An 18,934-nucleotide genomic window follows, 5' to 3' on the forward strand; every position below is an offset into this window, starting at 1 on the left:
TCACGCTCCGAACATCTTGGTGTCGCCGTAGGTGTGGAAGCCCCGGCCCGTCTTCTTGCCGAGCCGCTCGGCCGCGATCATGCGGCGCACCAGCGGCGGGCAGGCCGCGCGCGCCTCGTGCGTGAGCCCGTGCATGGCCTCGCACAGGAGCTTTTGCGTGTCCATGCCCACGAGGTCGAGCAGCTCCAGCGGGCCCATCGGGTAGCCGAGGGCGGTCTTGATCGCCGTGTCGATGTCGGCCGGCTCGGCCACGCCCTGCTCCACGAGGCGGATCGCATCGTTGTTGAACGGGATCAGGAAGTAGTTGAGGATGAAGCCGGGCGTGTCCTGCGTGGCCACGGGCTTCTGGCCCAGCGCCTCGGCGAAGGTCCAGGCGCGGCGGAAGGTGTCTTCCGACGTGCTGAGGCCGGGCGACATCTCGATCAGCTTCATCAGCTGCGCGGGCAGGCAGAAGTGCATGCCCACGAAGCGGTCGGCCCGGCCCGAGCCGCCCGCGATCTCGGTGATCGAGATCGTCGAGGTGTTGGAGGCGAAGAGGGTGTGTTCCGGGCAGATGGCGTGGAGCTGGCCGAACAGGTCGTGCTTGACCGCGAGGTCCTCGAACACCGCCTCGATGACGATGTCGCACGCCGCCATGTCGGCGAGCTGCGTCGTACCCTGCCAGCGCGCCAGGGCGGCGTCGGCCGCGCCGGGCGGCAGCTTGCCGCGCTGCTCCGATTTCTTCAGGAACGCGCCGGTCTGCTCGCGCGCGCGATCCAGCGCGTCCTGGCGCTTGTCGAACACGAGGGTGCGCAAGCCCGCACGCGCCGCCACGATCGCGATGCCCGCGCCCATGGTGCCCGCGCCGGCGATGCCTACGGTCTGGATGTCTGTCGTCACTTGGGTCTCCTATTTCTGCAGGAAGCTGCGGCCGATCAACTGCCGGTGCACCTGGTTGGTTCCTTCCCAGATCTGGGTGATCTTGGCGTCGCGCATGAGCCGCTCGACGCGGTAGTCGCTGCAGTAGCCGTAGCCGCCGAAGAGCTGCACTGCGTCGGTGGTGATGCGCATGGCCGCGTCGGAGGCGCGCTGCTTGAGCATCGAGGCCTCGATGCCGAAGTCCTGCCCGCCCGAGTCCACCATCGCGCCCACGCGCCACAGCCACGATTCGCAGAGCGCCAGCTCCGTCGCCATGTCGGCGAGCATGAACTGGATGCCCTGGAATTCGAGGATGCGCCTGCCCGACTGGCGCCGCTCGTTGATGTAGGCCACCGCGTCCTCGAACGCCGCGCGCGCGATGCCCAGCGCGTGCGCCGCGACGCTGGGGCGCGAGCGGTTGAGCGAGCCGAACAGGATGGACAGGCCCTGGCCCGGCGCGCGCAGCAGGTTGGCGCGCGGGATGCGGCAGCCGTCGAACGCGAGGCTGGCCGTGCTCGATGCGCGCGTGCCCATCTTGTGCTCCGTGCCCAGCACGCGCAGCCCCTCGGTGCCCTTCTCGAGGATGGCCACCGAGATGGCGGCCTTCGGGTCGTCGATTTCCGACCACTTGCCGAACACCAGGTACAGGTCGGCCACGTCGCCGTTGGTGATGAAGGTCTTGCCGCCGTTGATGACGATGTCGTCCCCGTCGGGCGTGAAGCTGGTGCGCATGCCCGTTGCGTCGGAGCCCGCCGAGGGCTCCGTGATCGCCAGCGCGGCCAGCCCGCCTTCGGCGATGCGCGGCAGCAGGCGGGCCTTCTGCTCCTCGCTGCCGTATTCGATCAGCGGCTTGATGGCGTGGAAGTTCGTGGCCCAGACGATGCCCGTGGCGGCGCAGGCCTTGGAGACCTCGCGCACGCAGGCGAGGTAGCTCACGAAGGACAGCGGCGAGCCGCCGTAGGCCTCGGGCACGAACATGGCGTTCAGGCCCAGCGCGTTGAGCGCCTCGACGTTCTCCCAGGGGAATGCGCCCGTGCGGTCGTATTCCGCCGCGCCCGGGGCGATGCGGGTGGCGCACAGGTCCTTGACGCTGTCCAGGAGCATGCGCTCCTCGGGCGACAGCGGCAGCCCTGCGTCCATCCGTTCCAGCATGTTCATGAAGTTCTCCGTGTGGTTCGTGGTCAAAGCGCCATGCCCTGGCCGCCGTCGATGTAGATCGTCTCGCCGGTCAGGAAGCGGCCTGGCAGCTGAAACAGCAGCGCGGCGAGGCGGCCGATGTCGGCGCTCTGGCCGGGGCCGCCCGCGGGGATGCGCTTCCTGAGGAACTCCTTGAGCGCGCCCGCGTTGAGCTCGCTCGCGTTCAGGTCCGTCTCGATGTAGCCCGGCGCGATGTTGACGACCTGGATGCCGTCGCGCGCCCACTCCACCGCGAGGCAGCGCGAGAGCGCGCCGACCGCCGCCTTCGAGGCGCAGTAGGCGGCGTTGCCGCGCACGCCCAGCTTGTCGTAGAACGAGCCGATGTTGACGATCAGCGCCGAGCCCGCCGCGCGCAGGTAGGGGTAGGCGGTCTGGCTCGCGAGCAGCACCGACGAGGTGTTGGTGCGCATCACGCGCTCGAAGTCCGCGATGGGGAAGGTGGCCGTCGGTCCCTGCAGGTGGATGCCCGCGTTGTTGACGAGGCCCGTGACGGGCGTGCCGAACGTGCCCGCCGCGGCGGCGAATGCGGCGGCGATCTCGCCGGCATCGGTGATGTCGCAGCGCAGGGCTGCGAGCCGGGCGCGTGCGTCCGCATCGAGCGACTCTGCTTCAGGCAGTTCGCCCGAGCGCGACAGGCAGGCCACGTTCAGCCCGGTGCGGGCCAGTTCCACCGCGATCGAGGCGCCGATGCCCCGGCTCGCGCCCGTGACGATCACGGTTTCTTGCTGGGTATCAGGCATCCTTGAACTCCGGCTGGCGTTTCTCGACGAAGGCGCGCATGCCTTCGATGCTGTCCTGGGTCTGGTAGGCCAGGGTGGAGAGATCGGCCTCGATCTCCAGGCCCGCGTCCAGCGTGGTGTCCATACCGCGCTCCACGGCTTCGCGCGCGAAGCGCGAGGCGCACAGGCCGTAGCCGATGAACTGGGCCATGTAGGCCTTGCCGAGCTCGGCGGGATCGCCCGCGGCCACGAGGCGGTTGACCAGCCCCCAGCGCTCGGCCTCGCCGGCATCGACGGTTCGGCCGGACATCACCATCTCCAGTGCGCGGGCTTGCCCGACGAGGCGGGGCAGGCGCTGCGTGCCGCCGTAGCCGGGGATCAGCCCGAGCTTGATTTCCGGCAGGCCCATGCGCGCCTTCTCCGTGGCGATGCGGAAGGTGCAGGCCAGCGCGAGTTCGAGCCCGCCGCCGAAGGCGTAGCCGTGGATGACCGCCACCGACGGGATCGCCAGTTGCGCGAGCTTGCCGAACGTGCGCTGGCCGAGCTGCGCGCCCCGGCGCTGCGCCATGAGGCCGCGGTCCATCAGCTCCTTGATGTCCGCGCCCGCGCAGAACGCCTTGGGGCCCGCGCCGGTCACGACGAGAGCGCGCGCATCCGAGGCGGCCACCTGGTCGATCGCCGCGGAAAGTGCTTCGATCATCTCGAACTGCAGGGCGTTCAGGGCCTCTGGCCGTTGGAGGGTGAGGACCGCGTAGGGGCCCTCGAATCGGGTCTCGACGGTCATCGTCATGCTCCTGTGGCAGCCGGCGCCTTGTAGCGCACCGGCTCCGGCTGGATGTCGCCGCGCTGCGCCATGTCGACGAGGTGGCGCTTGAGGATCTTCCCGCTGGGGGTCAGCGGGAACTGCGCGAGGCTGATGAAGAATTCGGGCATGTCGTACTTCGAAAGCCCGCTGTCGGCCAGGTGGGCCAGCAGCGCCTGCGGGTCGATCGCCTGGTTCGCGCGCGGCACGACCGAGAGGCAGACCTTCTCACCCAGGCGCTCGTCCTGCACGCCGAACGCGGCGGCGCGCTCCACGTGCGGGTGGCGCATCGCCAGCTCCTCGATGCGGGCCGGATGGATGTTGTGCCCGCCCCGGATGATCAGGTCCTTCTTGCGGCCCATGATGACGAGGCAGCCGTTCGCGTCCAGCACGCCCAGGTCGCCGCTCATGAACCAGCCGTGCAGGTTGAACGAGGTTTCGGTGGCGACCTGGTTGCTGAAGTAGCCCAGCATCAGCAGGCCGCCGCGCCCGCCGATCTCGCCGATCTCGCCGGGCTCGGCCTCCACGTCCGGGTCGGTCTGCTTCCACAGCCGGATCTCGTAGCCGCGGCAGGGGCGCCCGCAGGTGGCGACGATGGTCTCGGGCGTGTTGGCGGGCACGGTGTAGTTGTGCGAGCCGTTCTCCGTCATGCCGTAGACGTTCTGCGGCGTGATGTCGAGGGAGACGAACTTCTGCGCCACCTCGCGGGGAATGGGCGCGCCCGCCATGTAGAAGGTGCGCACCGCGCCCAGGGCGGTGAGGCCGCGCTCGCGCACTTCCTGGAGGATGTCCATCGCGTGCGTGGGCACGCCCATCACGTAGGTGGCGCCGGTCTCCACGATCCAGTCCAGCGCATGCCGGCCCGGGCGCGGGTTGGTGATGACCAGCTCGGCGCCGGTCACCAGCACCTGCTCCAGCGCCACGGTGCCGATGTGGTGGCTCATGGGGCTGAGCGAGAGCACGACGCTGTCCGCCGTGTGCCCCCAGTCGGCGGCCAGCGCGCGGCCGTTGGCCAGCAGGGTGTTGTCGCTGTGCATCACGCCCTTGGGCAGGCCGGTGGTGCCCGACGTGAAGGCCAGGTAGACGATCTTGTCGGGGTTCAGGTCGGGCGACGACAGCGCGGCGGGCGGCAGCCGGGCGGGGAAGGGCTCGGCCCCGGCGGGCACGGGCTGGCCCGCGCCCGGCAGCGCGAAGGTCGCGGCCAGCGTGGCGATGCTGCCGCGGCGCTCGAAGATGGAGTGTCGGTCCGCGTCCGCGCCATAGCCGGGCATGGCGAACAGGGCGCGGCACTGGATGCGGTCGAGCAGCGTGCAGATCTCGTCGACCGTGTAGTTCTGGTGCAGGGACGGACAGCAGACATACCCGTTGCGCGAGCACGCGAGGAAGACGATGGCGCCCTGCACCACGTTCGGCAGCCACACGCCCACGCGGTCGCCGGGGCGCAGGCCCTGGCGGTGCAGCGCCTCGGCCACGCTGTCGGCCCAGTCCACCACTTCGCGCCAGGTGAGCCGCACGTCGTTGTCGCGCAGCGCGCAGGAGGTGGGCCGCTCGCGCGCGTGGCGGCGCGCCAGCGTGTAGAGGGTGTCCTGCTGCCAGACCCCGGCCAGGTAGTAGTCCCGCGCGTTCTGCGGGTTGTGCAGTGTCAGTATGTTCTGCATGGCCGTCCCCGGCGTCAGTGTCCGAACTTCGAGGCGTCGGGCTTGCGGCGTTCGGCGAAGGCGGCTGCCAGCTCGTCGTGCTCGCCGGTGTTGAGGTAGCCGCGCAGCAGCAGGTCGTGCGCCATGCGCGAGAGGCCGCTCACGCCGCCGTGGCGCGCGTTGAAGGCGCTCTTGAGCGAGGCCAGCGCGAAGGCGCCGCGCTCGGCCACTTCGAGCGCGTATTCGCGCGTGGCGGCGGCCAGCTCGGCGTCGGGCACGACGCGGTTGATCAGCCCGATCTCGAGCGCCTCGCGCGCCGTCATCTTGGGGTTGCGGTACCAGATGTCCTTCGCGCGCTTCTTGCCCACGAGGTCTTCGAGGTACCACGTGCCGTAGCCCGCGTCGAAGCTGCCCACCATCGGGCCCACCTGGCGGAAGACTGCCGACTCCTTGGCGATGGTCAGGTCGCAGACCACCTGCAGCACGTTGCCGCCGCCCACGGCGAAGCCGTTGACCGAGGCGATCACGGGTTTCTGCAGCCGGTCGATGCTCTCGTACATCTCCAGCGTGGGCAGCACGCCGGCGTAGAGGTTCGTGTCCTCCATGCCCTCCTTGCGGCCGCCCGTGCAGAAGAACTTGTCGCCGGCGCCGGTGATGACCACCACGCGCGTGCGCGTCTCGCGGCGGATGGCGTTGATGCAGTCGCGGATCTCGTGGCACATGGTCTCGGTGAACATGTTGCCGTCGTGGGGCCGGTTCAGCGTGATGGTGCCGATGGGGCCGTCTTCCTCGTAGAGGATTTCGGTGAATGTCATGGTGTCTCCTTCTTAGACGATGGCTGAATCGATGAGAGCCGCGATGCGCTCGGGGGACATGGCCAGCACGTCCGCCAGGACCTGCTGCGTGTCTTGTCCCAACTGGGGGGCGGGTGGCGCAGGACGGCGCTTTCGCCATCGAAGCGGATGCCGAGGCCGACCTGCGGCACCAGGCCGCGGGGGCCTTCGGTGGCGAAGAACATGCCTTCCTCGCGCAGCGGCGCGTCCTCTACGAGCTGGTCGATGCCGTTGATGGGGCCCGAGGGGATGCGGTGCTGCGCGAACAGCGCCAGCCAGTGCGCGCGCGTCTGCGTGGCGAGCAGCTCGGCGATGGCGCGCACGATCGCCGGGCGCGCCTGCCGCCGCAGTGCGTTGGTCTCGAACCCTGGCTGCCGGCCGAACCCGGGGCGGCCCACCGCGTCCCAGAAGCGTTGCCATATCGCGTCGTTGCCGAGGCCCAGGGTGATCGGGTGGTCTGCCGTGTCGAAGACCTGGTAGATGGAGATCACCGAATCGGTTCCGCCGGAGCGGCAGGGCGTTTCGCCGGAGCCGAGGTAGGGCACGATGCGGGGGCTCATGAAGCGCGCCATGGTCGCGACCATGGACACGTCGATCTGCCGGCCCACGCCCGTGCGGCCGCGCTCCAGCAGAGCCGCCAGGGTGGCGAGGGCGATGTCCTGCCCCGCCAGCAGGTCCGCGGCCGGCGTGCCGACCTTCTGCGGCGGCCGGTCCGCTTCTCCCGTGAGGTGCATCACGCCGGAATAGCCCTCGGCGATGAGGTCGTAGCAGGGCAGGTCGGCGCGCGGGCCCTGCAGGCCGAATCCGGTCACCGACACGTGGATGAGCCGGGGGTTGAGGGCTTTCAGGGCCGCATGGTCGAGCCCCAGTTTCTTCTGCACGCGCTGTGTCGCATTCAGCACGACCACGTCCGCCGCCTTCGCCAGCTCGCGGGCCAGCGCCTGCCCCTCGGGCTGGGCGAGGTCGATGGTGATGCTGCGCTTGTTGCGGTTCATGCTCAGATACCAGAGCGACTCGCCGTCCAGGAACGGCGGGCCCCAGGCGCGGGTGTCGTCGCCTCCCCGCTTTTTCTCGACCTTCACGACTTCGGCGCCCAGGTCCGCGAGCAGCAGCGTGCCGTAGGGGCCGGCGACGGAGGTCGTGAAGTCCAGTACGCGAACACCTTTCAGGTAGGACAGGCCATCGCCTGTCGCCTGGTATGGAAGTGTTTTCAGTGTGCTCATGTCGAGTGGGTTGGCCGTCTCCGCCACCTTCTTTGCAAGGGGTGTGCCAGAGGCTTGGCGGTATCGCATGCACTCGGCATCCCTATTGCATGCAGAGCCGGGGCCTGGATCCCGTGGGCACGGATGGCCTGTCGTTGCTGTGTCCTTCGGATGTATTCAGAACGGACGGGAAGACACTTGTGTAGTCATCGAAGACACTTGGCCCTGCTGACTGACCGAAGACTGATGGTGGAGACATGAAACGTGAATCAGAGGGCGTCCTGGTGCTGGACGCCGGGGGTGCGCCGGTGTTCGCCTGCGGCCTGGGGCGGGACGAACTGGTGGCCCGGTCGCTGGGCCGGCTGTGGCACAACCGCGACCGCGTCCCCCTCAAGCGCCTCGTCACGCTGACCGAGCTGGAGCGCCCGTTGACCGTGGCCGCCATTCCCTCGCCGGAAGCGGTCTGCTTCCTGGTCTTCGCGCTGCCGGAGGGCGATGAGCTCAGCGAGTTCATCGCCGCCGTGGACGCAGCTCCGGACATCCTGCGGCACTTCGTCACGGACCCCTACAAGGCCATCGTGGTGGTCGACACGTCGGCGCGCATCACCTACATGAGCCCGGTGCACGAGAAGTTCTTCGGGCTGAAGCACGGCGAGAGCTTCGGCAGGCCCGTCACCTCGGTGATCGAGAACACCAAGCTGCAGGAGGTGGTGGCCACCGGCAAGGGGCAAGTGGCCCAGCTGCAGGAGATGAACGGCGTGACGCGCGTGGTCTCGCGGCTGCCGGTCTTCGACCGGGGCGGGCGCGTGGTGGCGGCCATCGGGCAGGTCATGTTCAAGGGGCCCGAGGCGATGCGCGCGCTGACCGGCGAGCTGGCGCAGGTGAAGCAGGAACTGGCCTTCTACCGCCGCGAGCTCTCGGGCCTGCGCAACCGCAGCTACGGCCTCGACCAGATCATCGGACGCAGCGATGCGGTGCGCCGCCTCAAGGAGGACATCCTGCGCGTGGCGCCTCTGGACGTACCGGTGCTGCTCACGGGGGAAAGCGGCACGGGCAAGGAGATGGTGGCCCATGCGATCCACATGCTCAGCCCGCGCAGCGACAAGCCGCTGGTGCTGGTGAACTCGGCAGCGCTGCCGCCCAACCTCGTGGAAAGCGAGCTGTTCGGCTACGAGGCGGGCGCCTTCACCGGCGCGGACCGCAAGGGCCGCAAGGGCAAGTTCGAGGCCGCCGACTCCGGCACGCTGTTCCTCGACGAGATCGGCGACATGCCGCTGGACATGCAGGTCAAGATGCTGCGCGTGCTGCAGGACGGGCAGTTCGAGCGCCTTGGCGGCGACCGGGCGCGGCAGTCCGACTTCCGGCTCATCTCGGCTAGCAACCGGGACTTCAAGTCCATGATAGCGAGCGCGTCTTTCCGCCTGGACCTGTTCTACCGCATCAGCACCGTCACGCTGCGCCTGCCCGCGCTGCGGGAGCGGCTGGAGGACATCCCGGAACTCGTGGAGGCCTTCCTCGAAGCCTTCGCGCTGCGCCACGGCGCGCCCAGGAAGTCCATCTCGGAATCGGCCATCCGGTTCCTGCAGTCGAGCGCGTGGCCCGGCAACATCCGCCAGCTGCAGCATGCCGTCGAGCGCGCGGCGATCTTCTGCGACGGCCGAACGCTCTCTGCCGCGGATTTCGAAGACCTCGAAGGGACCGACAAGATACCGGGCTGGCGGCCCGCCCGCGAGCCGGACAGGCCGAAGGCGGACATGCGGGAAACCCGGGAGCGCGTCGAGTCGGAAATGATCGTGGAGGCGATGCGCCGCACCGGGGGCAACAAGAAGCGCGTGGCGGAAGAGCTGGGCATCTCGCGCTCCTACCTCTACAAGCGGTTGAGCATGCTGGACGAGGAGGAGCCCGGCGGCGTGGACTGAGTGTCCTTCGCGGCTACATGTTTTTCCACGCCGGGTGTATTCGCCTGCAGCCCGAAGACACCGCAGCGGCGCTTTCCCAGGGGAAGAAGCGTGCGCGAACCATTGGCATGGATGTTGCGCCTGGGAGCCGCGAGCGGCCCCGGCATGTCGTTTCCGGTCCGCCACGACAACGAAAGACAGGAGATATCCATGAATTCCTCTGCAGCGCGCCTTGGCGCATTGACTTTGCTCGCCGCCCTGTGCCCCTGGGCGCAGGCCGCCGAGCCCCTGCGCATCGGCGCGATCGTCGACATGACGGGCGTCTACTCGGGCATCGGCGGCCCGGGTGGCGTCACCGCCGTGAAGATGGCGGTCCAGGATTTCGGCGGGACGGTGCTGGGCCGCCCCATCGAGGTCCTGAGCGCGGACTACCAGAACAAGGTGGACATCACCTCGACCCGCGCCCGCGAATGGCTCGACCGGCAGAACGTCGAGATGATCATCGAATCCACCGACTCGGCTTCGGCCCTGGCGCTGCAGAAGCTGGGCGAGAGCAAGAAGAAGATCAGCATCTTCGCGGGCTCGGCCACGACCGAGCTCACGGGCAAGCAGTGCTCGCCCTACGGCATCCACTACGTCTACAACACCTACGCGCTGGCAAACGGCACCGCCCGCGCCATCGTGGACGAGGGCAAGAAGGACTGGTTCTTCATCACCGCCGACTATGCGTTCGGCCATGCGCTCGAGGCGAACGCGGCCAGCGTCGTCGAGGCGTCCGGCGGCAAGGTGCTGGGCAAGATCCGCCACCCGCTGTCGGCCTCCGACTTCGCCTCGTTCCTGCTGCAGGCCCAGGCGTCGAAGGCGCAGGTAATCGGGCTGGCCAACGCGGGGCGCGACACCCAGAACGCCGTGCGCCAGGCCCGGGAGTTCGGCTTCGGCAGCGGCAAGCAGGTGGTGGCGCCGCTGCTGATCTTCGACAGCGACCTCAAGGGCATGGGCCTGAACGCCTCGCAGGGCCTGCAGTTCACCACGGCGTTCTACTGGGACTACAACGACGAGACGCGCGCGTTCGGCAAGAAGTTCTACGGGCAGACCAAGATGATGCCCACGATGGTCCAGGCGGGCATGTACTCCGCCGTCATGCACTACCTGAAGGCGGTGCAGGCCGCGGGCACGGTAGAGGCCGACAAGGTCATGGAGAAGATGCGCGCGACGCCCGTCAACGACTTCTTCGCCAAGGACGGGCGCATCCTCGCCAACGGCCTCATGCTGCACGACATGTACCTGGCCGAGGCGAAGAAGCCCGCGGAGTCGAAGGGCGAGTGGGACCTGCTCAAGATCCTGCGGGTCATTCCCCGGGACCAGGCGTTCGAGCCGCTCGAAAAGAGCGCATGTCCCCTCAAGGGCTGACGCGCGAGCCCTGCCTGCCCGCCCCGTCGCGCGGGCGGGGGCAGGGCTTTTCGCACGGCTGTGCGTGAAACCGAGAGGGTGCACCGGGAGCTGCTTGCGCCAGAATCAGGGTCGATCGAATTCTGAGCATCTGCCCATGCAAGCCATGCTGACCCATATCCCAGGGCGCACGCCCCTGGTGCTGGATTCGCCGCACAGCGGCACCGTCTATCCCGAGGACTTCCGCTCCGCGCTGGCCTTGCCCGTGCTGCGGCGCGCCGAGGACACGCACGTCGAAAAGCTCTACGCCTTCGCGCCGGGCCTGGGCGTGGGCTGGGTGGAGGCGCACTTCCCGCGCATCTACCTGGACGCCAACCGCGACACCACCGAGCTGGACGAGACCCTGCTCGACGCCCCCTGGCCCGACCCCGTGACCACCGACCCTGTCGTGCTGCAGAAGGTGCGCCTGGGCAAGGGCCTGGTCTGGAAGTTCACCGACGAGGGCGAGCCCATCTACGACCGCCAGCTCGCCGTGGAAGAGGTGCGCGCGCGCATCGAGCGCTGCTGGCGCCCCTACCACGCGGCCGTGGCGGCCGAGATCGACGCGGCCCACGCGCGGCACGGCTACAGCATCCACATCAACTGCCACTCCATGCCCGCCGTGGCCGCCAGCCACGCCACCCTGCACCCCGGCCTGCACCATGCGGACTTCGTGATCGGCGACCGCGACGGCACCACGGCCGACCCGGCGCTCTCGCGCGTGGTCTGCGACTTCCTGCGCGCGCGGGGCTACGGCGTGGACTACAACCACCCCTACAAGGGGGTGGAACTGGTGCGCCGCTACGGCGATCCGGCGCGGCACCGCCACGGCATCCAGATCGAGATCAACCGCAAGCTCTACATGGACGAGCAGACGCTGGAGATCCTGCCGGAGGGCTTCGCGCGGCTGCAGCGCGACCTGCAGGCGCTGGTGGAACTGTTGCTCGCCACCGACCCGCGCGGCTGATGCTCCCTTATCGATAGCTGCCTGCGCTTGTCCAGAAAGCGCTGGAGGCTGATTTTGCTCTTAACCGCAGGCGCGCAGCGTCTTGCCCGCCAAGGCCGGCTGCAGCACGTCGAGCCGCGGGCGCAGCGCGTCGCCCACGGCGGGCAGGCGCAGCGTGTAGCCGGGCGCGTCGGCCCGCTCCTGCACCACGCGGGCGGTGCGCACGCCCTGGCTGGCCAGTTGGCCCAGGCCGCGCTGGGCGGCCTCCTCGGTGGAAAACCGCCCCAGCGACAGGCCGGGCTCCAGCGCGGCGCCCGGGCGGTCGTAGCCGATCTTGAGCGCGCGCAGCTCGGCGCGCTTCTTGGCCACCGTCTCCTCGTCGGCGAAGCGGCCCATGTAGACCATCCAGCGGCCCGTGATGGGCGTGGCCTCCATCGCCCAACTGCCCTCGGGCCACGGCGCCAGAGCGGCGCGCAGGGCTTCGGCCTGGCGGGCGTCGAACACGCCGGCCTGCAGGCAGGCCAGGGGCTCGGCGGAGGCCGCTGCGGCCGGGCTGGCCGGGGCAGCGGGGGCGCTCGCGGGCGGGGCCGGGGGCGTTTCCCGGCGCGCGGGTGGCACGATGCGCAGGTTGTCCGGCGCGATCTGCTGCTCCATGCGCTGCGGTTCGGACTCGCTCTCGGGCCCCAGGCCCCAGCCGCGCAGCAGGCCTTGCGACCAGGCGTAGTACCCGGCGTTGGCCAGCAGCAGGACGAGGACGGCGACGCGCAGCATGTTCAGGCCGGCGTGGGGCGCACGCTGATGTCTGCGCTGGTGACGGCCTGCATGCCGCCGGCCGTGTGCACCAGCAGCGCGCCGTCTTCGCTCACGCCGTGGGCCGTGCCGTGCTGGCCGTTGCTCAAGGTGACGCCGCGGCCCAGCAGCAGGTCGCGCTGCGCAAAGCGCGCCTGGAAGGGCGCGAAGCCGTGCTCGGCGAAGCCCAGCAGCGTCTGCACCAGCGGCAGGGCCAGGCGCTGCAGGCTGCTGGCGGCGTTGAGGCTGGAGTCCACCTCGCGCAGGCAGGCGGGCGGGGTGGACAGGTCCGGGGCCAGCACGGGCAGCACGTTCAGGCCGATGCCGATGACGACGTAGCGCGGCTCGCCGGGCGTGGCAGTGAAGCTGGCCGTCTCCACCAGGATGCCGCCGAGCTTGCGGCCGTCATCCAGCCACAGGTCGTTGGGCCACTTGAGCAGGATGCGCGGCTTGCCGCTGCCGGCGGCGGGTAGCACGGGCTGCAGGCTTTCGGCCACGCTCACGCCCACGGCGAGTGACAGGCCCGACCATTCGCGCGGCGCCAGGGGCAGCCCCAGCGAGAAGGTGAGGGCCGGCACCACGCCCGTGCCCTCGTAGGCGCCGGTGAGCCACTGGCGGCCCAGGCGGCCGCGCCCGGCGGTCTGCTCCTCGGCGATGAGCAGCGTGGGCTCCATGCGCCCGGCGCGCGCGCGGCGCATGAGCTCGGTGCTGGTGGAGTCGATGGAGGGGAGCACCTCCACCGTGAAGCCGGGCAGCAGCGGCGCGATGGCCTCCCACAGGGCCTCGGCCGGCCAGTGCGCGGCGGCGTTCATGCGCGGCCTCCCTTCGGGCCGGGCAGGGGCGGCCGCCAGCCGCGCTTGGGCGCCAGCAGCGTGCCCCGGCAGTTCTCGCTGCCGCACCAGCACGGGTATTCGGCCTTGAGCTTCGGGGTGTAGCGCTCCTCGATGATCAGGCCGTAGTCGTAGTTCAGCTCCTCGCCCGCGCGGATGTTGCGCAGCGCGGTGATGAAGATGCGGCCGTCCTGCTCGTCGGCGAAGCAGTTGGGGTCGCAACTGTGGTTGATCCAGCGCGCGGAGTTGCCGCCGAACTTTGCGTCGATCACGCGGTCTTCATCCACGTGGAAGTAGAAGGTGTGGTTGGGCTGCGCGGGGTCGTGCGGGTGCCGGTCCTGGGCCTCCTGCCAGCTGATGACCTCGCCCGTGTACTCGATGACCACCTCGCCCTCGGCGATGTCTTGCACGGCGAACACGCCTTTGCCATGCACGCCCGAGCGCCGCGCCTGGATGCGCCGGCCGGGGGCTGCGGTGGGAACGGCGGGCGGAGCGGTGCGGCGGGGCATGGGGAAACTCTGTTAGTTTGAATATGCACACACATGCGTGCGCGTGCGCGCGTGAGAAGCGGATTGTAGAAGCGCCGTGACAGGCGAGATCGACCCACAAGAAAATGACCAAGACCCTGGTAATCGCAGAAAAGCCCTCGGTGGCGCAGGACATCGTGCGCGCCCTCACGCCCGTGGCGGGCAAGTTCGACAAGCACGACGAGTATTTCGAGAACGAGCAGTACGTCGTCACCAGCGCCGTGGGCCACCTGGTGGAGATCCAGGCACCGGAGGAATTCGACGTGAAGCGCGGCAAGTGGAGCTTCGCCCACCTGCCGGTGATCCCGCCGTATTTCGACCTGAAGCCCGTGGACAAGACCAAGGGCCGCCTGAACGCCGTCGTCAAGCTCGCCAAGCGCAAGGACGTGACCGACCTCGTGAACGCCTGCGACGCGGGGCGCGAGGGCGAGCTGATCTTCCGCCTCATCGAGCAGTACGCGGGCGGCGCCAAGCCCCTGGGCAAGCCCGTCAAGCGCCTGTGGCTGCAGAGCATGACGCCCCAGGCCATCCGCGACGGCTTCGCGCACCTGCGCAGCGACCAGCAGATGCAGGGCCTGGCCCATGCCGCGCGCAGCCGCAGCGAGGCCGACTGGCTCGTCGGCATCAACGGCACGCGGGCCATGACGGCGTTCAACTCGCGCGACGGCGGCTTCTTCCTCACCACCGTGGGCCGCGTGCAGACGCCCACGCTCTCGCTGGTGGTGGAGCGCGAGGAAAAGATCCGCAAGTTCGTCAGCCGCGACTACTGGGAAGTCCATGCGGGCTTCCACGCCGAGGCGGGCGAATACCTGGGCAAGTGGTTCGATCCGAAGTGGAAGAAGACCGACGACCCCGAGGGCCGCGCCGACCGCCTGTGGAACCTGCGCGAGGCCGAGGAGATCGCCCACGCCGTGCGCGGCAAGGCCGCCACCGTCACAGAGGAAAGCAAGCCCACCACGCAGGCCTCGCCCCTGCTGTTCGACCTGACCAGCCTGCAGCGTGAAGCCAACGGCAAGTTCGGCTTCTCTGCCAAGACCACGCTGGCGCTGGCGCAAAGCCTGTACGAGCGCCACAAGGCCCTGACCTATCCGCGTACCGACTCGCGCGCGCTGCCTGAAGACTATTTGCCCGTGGCCAGGAACACCTTCGGCATGCTGGCCACCAGCGGCATGCGCCACCTCGCGCCCTACGCGCAGCAGGCGCTCGACGACAACTACGTGCGCCCCTCCAAGCGCATCTTCGACAAAAGCAAGGTCAGCGACCACTTCGCCATCATTCCCACCACGCAGGCGCCCAGCGGCCTGTCGGATGCCGAGCAGAAGCTCTACGACCTCGTCGTGCGCCGCTTCATGGCCGTGTTCTTCCCCAGCGCGGAATACATGGTCACCACGCGCATCAGCCAGGTCGTGGGCCACTCGTTCAAGACCGAGGGCAAGGTGCTCGTCAAGCCCGGCTGGCTCGCCATCTACGGCAAGGAGGCTGCCAACGAGGTGGAGGACGGCAAGGCCGGCGACAAGGGCCAGCCGCTGGTGGCCGTGAAGCCCGGCGAGATGACGCACACCGAATTCGCCGAGGTCAAGTCGCTCAAGACCAAGCCCCCCGCGCGCTACTCCGAAGCCACGCTGCTCGGCGCCATGGAAAGCGCGGGCAAGCAGGTGGAGGACGAGGAACTGCGCAGCGCCATGCAGGAAAAGGGCCTGGGCACCCCCGCCACGCGCGCGGCCATCATCGAAGGGCTGCTGACCGAGAAATACATGCTGCGCGAAGGCCGCGAGCTGATCCCCACCGCCAAGGCGTTCCAGCTCATGACGCTGCTGCGCGGCCTGCAGGTGGAGGAACTCTGCCGCGCCGACCTCACGGGCGAGTGGGAATACAAGCTCGCGCAGATGGAAAAGGGCCAGCTGAGCCGCGAAGCCTTCATGCAGCAGATCCAGGCCATGACCGAGAAGCTCGTCAAGAAGGCCAAGGAATACGACCGCGACACCGTCCCCGGCGACTACGCCCAACTCGCCGCGCCGTGCCCCAACTGCGGCGGCGTGGTCAAGGAGAACTACCGCCGCTATGCCTGCACGGGCGCGGGCGGCAACGGCGAAGGCTGCGGCTTCTCGTTCACCAAGTCGCCCGCCGGGCGCACGTTCGAGACCGCCGAGGCCGAGCAGCTCCTGCGCGAGCGCCGCATCGGCCCGCTGGAGGGCTTCCGCTCCAAGGCCGGCTGGCCCTTCACGGCCGAAGTCACCATCGCGCGCGACGAGGAAGCGGGCAACTACAAGCTCGAATTCGACTTCGGCGACGACCAGAACGAGGAATCGGGCGAGATCGTCGATTTCACCGGCCAGGAGAGCCTGGGCCCATGCCCCGTCTGCGGCGCGCCCGTCTATGAGCACGGCGGCAACTACGTCTGCGCCAAGGCCGTGCCCACCGCGCAGCAGCCCACGCCGAGCTGCAACTTCAAGAGCGGCAAGGTCATCCTGCAGCAGCCCGTGGAACCCGCTCAGATGAAGAAGCTGCTGGACACCGGCAAGACCGACCTGCTCGACAAGTTCATCTCCAACCGCACGCGCCGCCCCTTCAAGGCCTTCCTGGCCTGGGACGCGGCGGCCGGCAAGGTCAACTTCGAGTTCGAGCAGCGCGAATCCAAATACCCCCCGCGCAAGACCGCCGCTGCTGCGAAAACAGGAGCTGCCAGCGCAGGCAAGGCAAGCGCTGCTGCCAAAAAAGCCGCCAAGCCCGCAGCCAAGAAGACTGCCACGCGCAAGCCCGCCGCCGGCAAGGCGCCCAGCGCGCAACTCGCCGCCGTGATCGGCGCCGAACCAGTGGCCCGCCCCGAGGCCGTCAAGAAGATGTGGGAATACATCAAGGCCCACAACCTGCAGGACCCCAAGGACAAGCGCACCATCCTCGCCGACGACAAGCTGCGCGCCGTCTTCGGCAAGGACAGCATCGGCATGTTCGAACTGGCTGGCGTGCTGGGGCAGCACCTGGGCTGAAGCCCATGCTGAGCCGGGGCGAGCGCATCTTCTGGGGCGGCCTGGCCGCCGCCGCCATCGCGGGCGGCGTGGCGGCCTGGTGGACCGCCGACCAGTGGACGCCCCACGCCGGCCCCTGGGCCGCGCAGCTATGGCGCAAGGCCACCCGCCCCGGCCCCGACACCCTGCCGCAGGGCAAGCGGGCGCCCGCAGCCCAGGGCGCGGCGGGCGCGGCATCGGAGCCCATCGCCCAGCCGCGCAAATGCGTCAAGGGCGATCAGGTGACCTACACCGACCAGCCTTGCCCGCCGGGGAGCCGGGAGATGGTGGTGGGTGGAGCGGTCACCTCCTTGCCTGGCCGCTAAACCGGAGCCCTCACCGCCGCACAGTGCGGAAAATCAAATTTGGTAGCTACTTGTGCTTGCTGAATAAGCGCTAGAGGTTGTTTTTGTTAGGCGGTCTCAAACCTGAAGTGCAACACCTCGATTGAGAGGGAGTTTCCGTCTCAGTGAATGTTCTCGCAGCTGCCGCGCTGCCATGGGCTGTGTGGATCGCAGAAGTACACGCGCACGCCCGTGGCCTGGGCGAGTTCGCGATGGCGGGCCATCTCCTTGCCCTGATCGTAGGTGAGCGTCTGGCGCATGGGCCGGGCCACCTGGTTGAGCTTGGCCGTGAAGGCCGCCAGGGCCGATTCAGCGGTGGCATCGGGCATGCGGCACAGCAGCACCAGGCGCGTGCTGCGCTCGACCAGTACGCCCACGGCGGAGCGGTTGTTGGCGCCCTTGATCAGGTCGCCCTCCCAGTGCCCGGGCATGAGCCGGTGGTCGGCCTCGGGTGGGCGCACGTGGATGCTGACCATGTCGGGGATCAGTCCGCGCCGGTCCTGGCCGGCCGAGCGGGGGCGGCGCCCGCTGCGGCCCTGGCGCAACAAGGCGAGCAACTGCTTCTTCAGCTCCCCGCGGGGATAGGCGTAGATGGCGTTGTAGATGGTTTCGTGGGACACGCTCTGGTGTGGGTCATCGGGATGTCATCTGTGCAAGTTACCTGAGGTTCAGGTGTTGCACTTCAGGTTTGATACCGCCTTATCAATCCGCCCAGCTCCAGCGGTTAACGTACGTGACGCTCACCCGGGGTTAAAGTCAGCTACCCATCAGTTTCACTGTCTATAAAGTGTTTCTGGGTGAAACCAACGGAGTAGCAAGAGGTGGCATGGCGACGTTGGTCCCCTGCCTTCGGTGCATGCGCGGGCCGCATGCAAGGGAGAACGCAGACTGACCGAGCGGTTGGAGCAGAAACTGGAGGACGACTACCTACAGTGGTGGGACGTGCTTATTGGCCCCAAGCAGAGCCGGTCGGCGCCTCTGATGTCAAACGTTATACGGACAACACACATGCCTAGCGCCACGATCAAAATCTACCTGCCCCATGGTGACCCGAAGCGTCTGCGGACTGGTGAGATTTCCAACTGGTCGGGGAAGGCCGTCGCCGGCCCGCGCACGGAGCTCGATCAGCTCCTTATGCGTGAGGAGGCGGCTAATGTCGGCGTTTACTTGCTCACTGGCATAGACCCATTGTCCGGTGGCCCAGCCGTTTATATTGGCGAAGCAGAGTCGATTCAATCGCGGCTCAAGCAGCACGTAGACAAGGACTTCTGGAACCACGTCGTTTATTTCACCAGCAAAGACGAGAACCTCACCAAGTCCCATATCCGCTACCTTGAAGGCCGGATCATCGAACTGGCAAAGCTCGCCGGCCGGACGGGCCTGACGAACTCTCAGGCAACTACATCAAAGCTTCCCGAATCTGATCGCGCGGATATGGAAATCTTCCTTAAGAAGATCGAACAGTTGCTTCCCGCTTTGGGGGTGGAAGTGCTGGTACCCATCGCCGCCCCACCGGAGTCTAAAGAAGAGGCGCGGCTCCTTTTCTGTGAGATCAGTGGTCTCAAAGCCAGCGGACACCTCACGCCAAACGGCATCGTGGTGCTTGCTCAGTCGCAGGCTGTTCCCTCGCTTCGTCCCTCAGCTAAAGACTACCCCTGGGTCATTAACGCTCGTGAACAGCTCCTCAAAGATGGCGTGTTGGCGCTGGCCGAGGGGTACTTTGTGTTCACCAAGAATCACGAATTCTCGAGCCCAAGTGCAGCAGCGGCGGTAATTCATGGCGGCACTGCAAATGGTCGAACCGCATGGAAGGACGCCAATGGGAAAACCCTGAAGCAACTCGAGGCCGTATAACTCAGGCGTTAAGTACACGACTCGTC

16 protein-coding genes and 2 pseudogenes are annotated in these 18,934 nt (G+C 68.3%); 7 read left to right on the forward strand and 11 right to left on the reverse strand.

Features of this window, described 5'->3' with window-relative positions; all coding sequences use genetic code 11:
• The 7 genes from AAG689_RS23430 to AAG689_RS23460 are packed head-to-tail and all read right to left on the reverse strand — an operon-like array spanning window position 1 to window position 7,308.
• Window positions 1–879: a 3-hydroxyacyl-CoA dehydrogenase family protein gene (locus tag AAG689_RS23430; protein WP_406624005.1), complete on the reverse strand. Its 879-nt coding sequence runs from the start codon at window positions 877–879 to the stop codon at window positions 1–3.
• Window positions 880–888: 9 nt separating this feature from the next.
• A complete protein-coding gene (locus AAG689_RS23435) occupies window positions 889–2,055 on the reverse strand; it encodes an acyl-CoA dehydrogenase family protein (protein WP_406624006.1) in 1,167 nt (388 codons plus the stop codon).
• Window positions 2,056–2,078: 23 nt separating this feature from the next.
• The gene (locus AAG689_RS23440; RefSeq protein ID WP_406624007.1) at window positions 2,079–2,834 is read right to left on the reverse strand and encodes an SDR family NAD(P)-dependent oxidoreductase; all 756 of its coding nucleotides are present in this window, start codon (window positions 2,832–2,834) and stop codon (window positions 2,079–2,081) included.
• Window positions 2,827–3,597, reverse strand: coding sequence for an enoyl-CoA hydratase/isomerase family protein (locus tag AAG689_RS23445; protein WP_406624008.1), 771 nt, complete (start codon window positions 3,595–3,597; stop codon window positions 2,827–2,829). The genes AAG689_RS23440 and AAG689_RS23445 overlap by 8 nt, the downstream gene beginning before the upstream one ends.
• 2 nt (window positions 3,598–3,599) lie before the next feature.
• Window positions 3,600–5,273: a class I adenylate-forming enzyme family protein gene (locus AAG689_RS23450; RefSeq protein ID WP_406624009.1), complete on the reverse strand. Its 1,674-nt coding sequence runs from the start codon at window positions 5,271–5,273 to the stop codon at window positions 3,600–3,602.
• A gap of 14 nt (window positions 5,274–5,287) precedes the next feature.
• A complete protein-coding gene (locus tag AAG689_RS23455; RefSeq protein ID WP_406624010.1) occupies window positions 5,288–6,067 on the reverse strand; it encodes an enoyl-CoA hydratase-related protein in 780 nt (259 codons plus the stop codon).
• Window positions 6,064–7,308 carry a CaiB/BaiF CoA transferase family protein gene (locus AAG689_RS23460; RefSeq protein ID WP_406624011.1) on the reverse strand — a complete coding sequence of 415 codons (1,245 nt, stop codon included), beginning with the start codon at window positions 7,306–7,308 and terminating at the stop codon, window positions 6,064–6,066. Before AAG689_RS23460 ends, AAG689_RS23455 begins: the two co-directional genes overlap by 4 nt.
• Window positions 7,309–7,544: 236 nt before the next feature.
• On the opposite strand from AAG689_RS23460, the gene AAG689_RS23465 reads away from it, so the two are divergent.
• From AAG689_RS23465 to AAG689_RS23475, 3 genes are all read left to right on the forward strand, one after another.
• Window positions 7,545–9,206, forward strand: a complete 1,662-nt coding sequence (locus AAG689_RS23465) for a sigma-54 interaction domain-containing protein (protein ID WP_406624012.1) — start codon at window positions 7,545–7,547, stop codon at window positions 9,204–9,206.
• A 189-nt stretch (window positions 9,207–9,395) separates the two neighbouring features.
• The gene (locus AAG689_RS23470) at window positions 9,396–10,595 is read left to right on the forward strand and encodes an ABC transporter substrate-binding protein (protein WP_406624013.1); all 1,200 of its coding nucleotides are present in this window, start codon (window positions 9,396–9,398) and stop codon (window positions 10,593–10,595) included.
• A gap of 136 nt (window positions 10,596–10,731) precedes the next feature.
• A complete protein-coding gene (locus tag AAG689_RS23475) occupies window positions 10,732–11,580 on the forward strand; it encodes an N-formylglutamate amidohydrolase (protein WP_406624014.1) in 849 nt (282 codons plus the stop codon).
• Between the two features lie 60 nt (window positions 11,581–11,640).
• On the opposite strand, the gene AAG689_RS23480 is transcribed toward AAG689_RS23475, so the two are convergent.
• Genes AAG689_RS23480 through AAG689_RS23490 form a run of 3 tightly spaced genes read right to left on the reverse strand, consistent with a single transcriptional unit; the run spans window position 11,641 to window position 13,687 of the window.
• On the reverse strand, window positions 11,641–12,330 hold the full coding sequence (locus AAG689_RS23480; RefSeq protein WP_406624016.1) for an SPOR domain-containing protein: 690 nt from the start codon (window positions 12,328–12,330) through the stop codon (window positions 11,641–11,643).
• Window positions 12,331–12,332: 2 nt separating this feature from the next.
• Window positions 12,333–13,160: a biotin--[acetyl-CoA-carboxylase] ligase gene (locus AAG689_RS23485; RefSeq protein WP_406624017.1), complete on the reverse strand. Its 828-nt coding sequence runs from the start codon at window positions 13,158–13,160 to the stop codon at window positions 12,333–12,335.
• A complete protein-coding gene (locus AAG689_RS23490; protein WP_020229247.1) occupies window positions 13,157–13,687 on the reverse strand; it encodes an SET domain-containing protein in 531 nt (176 codons plus the stop codon). Before AAG689_RS23490 ends, AAG689_RS23485 begins: the two co-directional genes overlap by 4 nt.
• 104 nt (window positions 13,688–13,791) lie before the next feature.
• Here AAG689_RS23490 and AAG689_RS23495 point away from each other — a divergent pair, with 104 nt between their 5' ends.
• Together AAG689_RS23495 and AAG689_RS23500 are read left to right on the forward strand one after the other, a co-directional pair.
• Window positions 13,792–16,692, forward strand: a complete 2,901-nt coding sequence (locus tag AAG689_RS23495) for a DNA topoisomerase III (RefSeq protein ID WP_406624018.1) — start codon at window positions 13,792–13,794, stop codon at window positions 16,690–16,692.
• A 5-nt stretch (window positions 16,693–16,697) separates the two neighbouring features.
• Entirely contained in the window at window positions 16,698–17,036 is a 339-nt protein-coding gene (locus tag AAG689_RS23500) for a DUF4124 domain-containing protein (protein WP_406624019.1), read from the forward strand.
• Window positions 17,037–17,179: 143 nt separating this feature from the next.
• On the opposite strand, the pseudogene AAG689_RS23505 reads toward AAG689_RS23500, so the two are convergent.
• Window positions 17,180–17,674, reverse strand: a pseudogene (locus AAG689_RS23505) (IS30 family transposase); the annotation flags it as partial.
• A 206-nt stretch (window positions 17,675–17,880) separates the two neighbouring features.
• Here AAG689_RS23505 and AAG689_RS23510 point away from each other — a divergent pair.
• Window positions 17,881–18,020: pseudogene (locus tag AAG689_RS23510) on the forward strand (NERD domain-containing protein); the annotation flags it as partial.
• A 42-nt stretch (window positions 18,021–18,062) separates the two neighbouring features.
• Window positions 18,063–18,908: a GIY-YIG nuclease family protein gene (locus AAG689_RS23515; protein WP_406626396.1), complete on the forward strand. Its 846-nt coding sequence runs from the start codon at window positions 18,063–18,065 to the stop codon at window positions 18,906–18,908.
• The last annotated feature ends 26 nt before the right edge of the window (window positions 18,909–18,934 follow it).

Origin of the sequence: Acidovorax sp. SDU_ACID1 (assembly GCF_045291395.1) — a bacterium.
Classification (GTDB): domain Bacteria; phylum Pseudomonadota; class Gammaproteobacteria; order Burkholderiales; family Burkholderiaceae_C; genus MR-S7.

Coding starts and splice junctions, on each gene's coding strand:
- AAG689_RS23435 (WP_406624006.1), bottom strand. CDS start 2,055: ATGAACATGCTGGAACGGATGGACGCAGGGCTGCCGCTGTCGCCCGAG.
- AAG689_RS23440 (WP_406624007.1), bottom strand. CDS start 2,834: ATGCCTGATACCCAGCAAGAAACCGTGATCGTCACGGGCGCGAGCCGG.
- AAG689_RS23445 (WP_406624008.1), bottom strand. CDS start 3,597: ATGACCGTCGAGACCCGATTCGAGGGCCCCTACGCGGTCCTCACCCTC.
- AAG689_RS23450 (WP_406624009.1), bottom strand. CDS start 5,273: ATGCAGAACATACTGACACTGCACAACCCGCAGAACGCGCGGGACTAC.
- AAG689_RS23455 (WP_406624010.1), bottom strand. CDS start 6,067: ATGACATTCACCGAAATCCTCTACGAGGAAGACGGCCCCATCGGCACC.
- AAG689_RS23460 (WP_406624011.1), bottom strand. CDS start 7,308: ATGAGCACACTGAAAACACTTCCATACCAGGCGACAGGCGATGGCCTG.
- AAG689_RS23465 (WP_406624012.1), top strand. CDS start 7,545: ATGAAACGTGAATCAGAGGGCGTCCTGGTGCTGGACGCCGGGGGTGCG.
- AAG689_RS23470 (WP_406624013.1), top strand. CDS start 9,396: ATGAATTCCTCTGCAGCGCGCCTTGGCGCATTGACTTTGCTCGCCGCC.
- AAG689_RS23475 (WP_406624014.1), top strand. CDS start 10,732: ATGCAAGCCATGCTGACCCATATCCCAGGGCGCACGCCCCTGGTGCTG.
- AAG689_RS23480 (WP_406624016.1), bottom strand. CDS start 12,330: ATGCTGCGCGTCGCCGTCCTCGTCCTGCTGCTGGCCAACGCCGGGTAC.
- AAG689_RS23485 (WP_406624017.1), bottom strand. CDS start 13,160: ATGAACGCCGCCGCGCACTGGCCGGCCGAGGCCCTGTGGGAGGCCATC.
- AAG689_RS23490 (WP_020229247.1), bottom strand. CDS start 13,687: ATGCCCCGCCGCACCGCTCCGCCCGCCGTTCCCACCGCAGCCCCCGGC.
- AAG689_RS23495 (WP_406624018.1), top strand. CDS start 13,792: ATGACCAAGACCCTGGTAATCGCAGAAAAGCCCTCGGTGGCGCAGGAC.
- AAG689_RS23500 (WP_406624019.1), top strand. CDS start 16,698: ATGCTGAGCCGGGGCGAGCGCATCTTCTGGGGCGGCCTGGCCGCCGCC.
- AAG689_RS23515 (WP_406626396.1), top strand. CDS start 18,063: ATGCCTAGCGCCACGATCAAAATCTACCTGCCCCATGGTGACCCGAAG.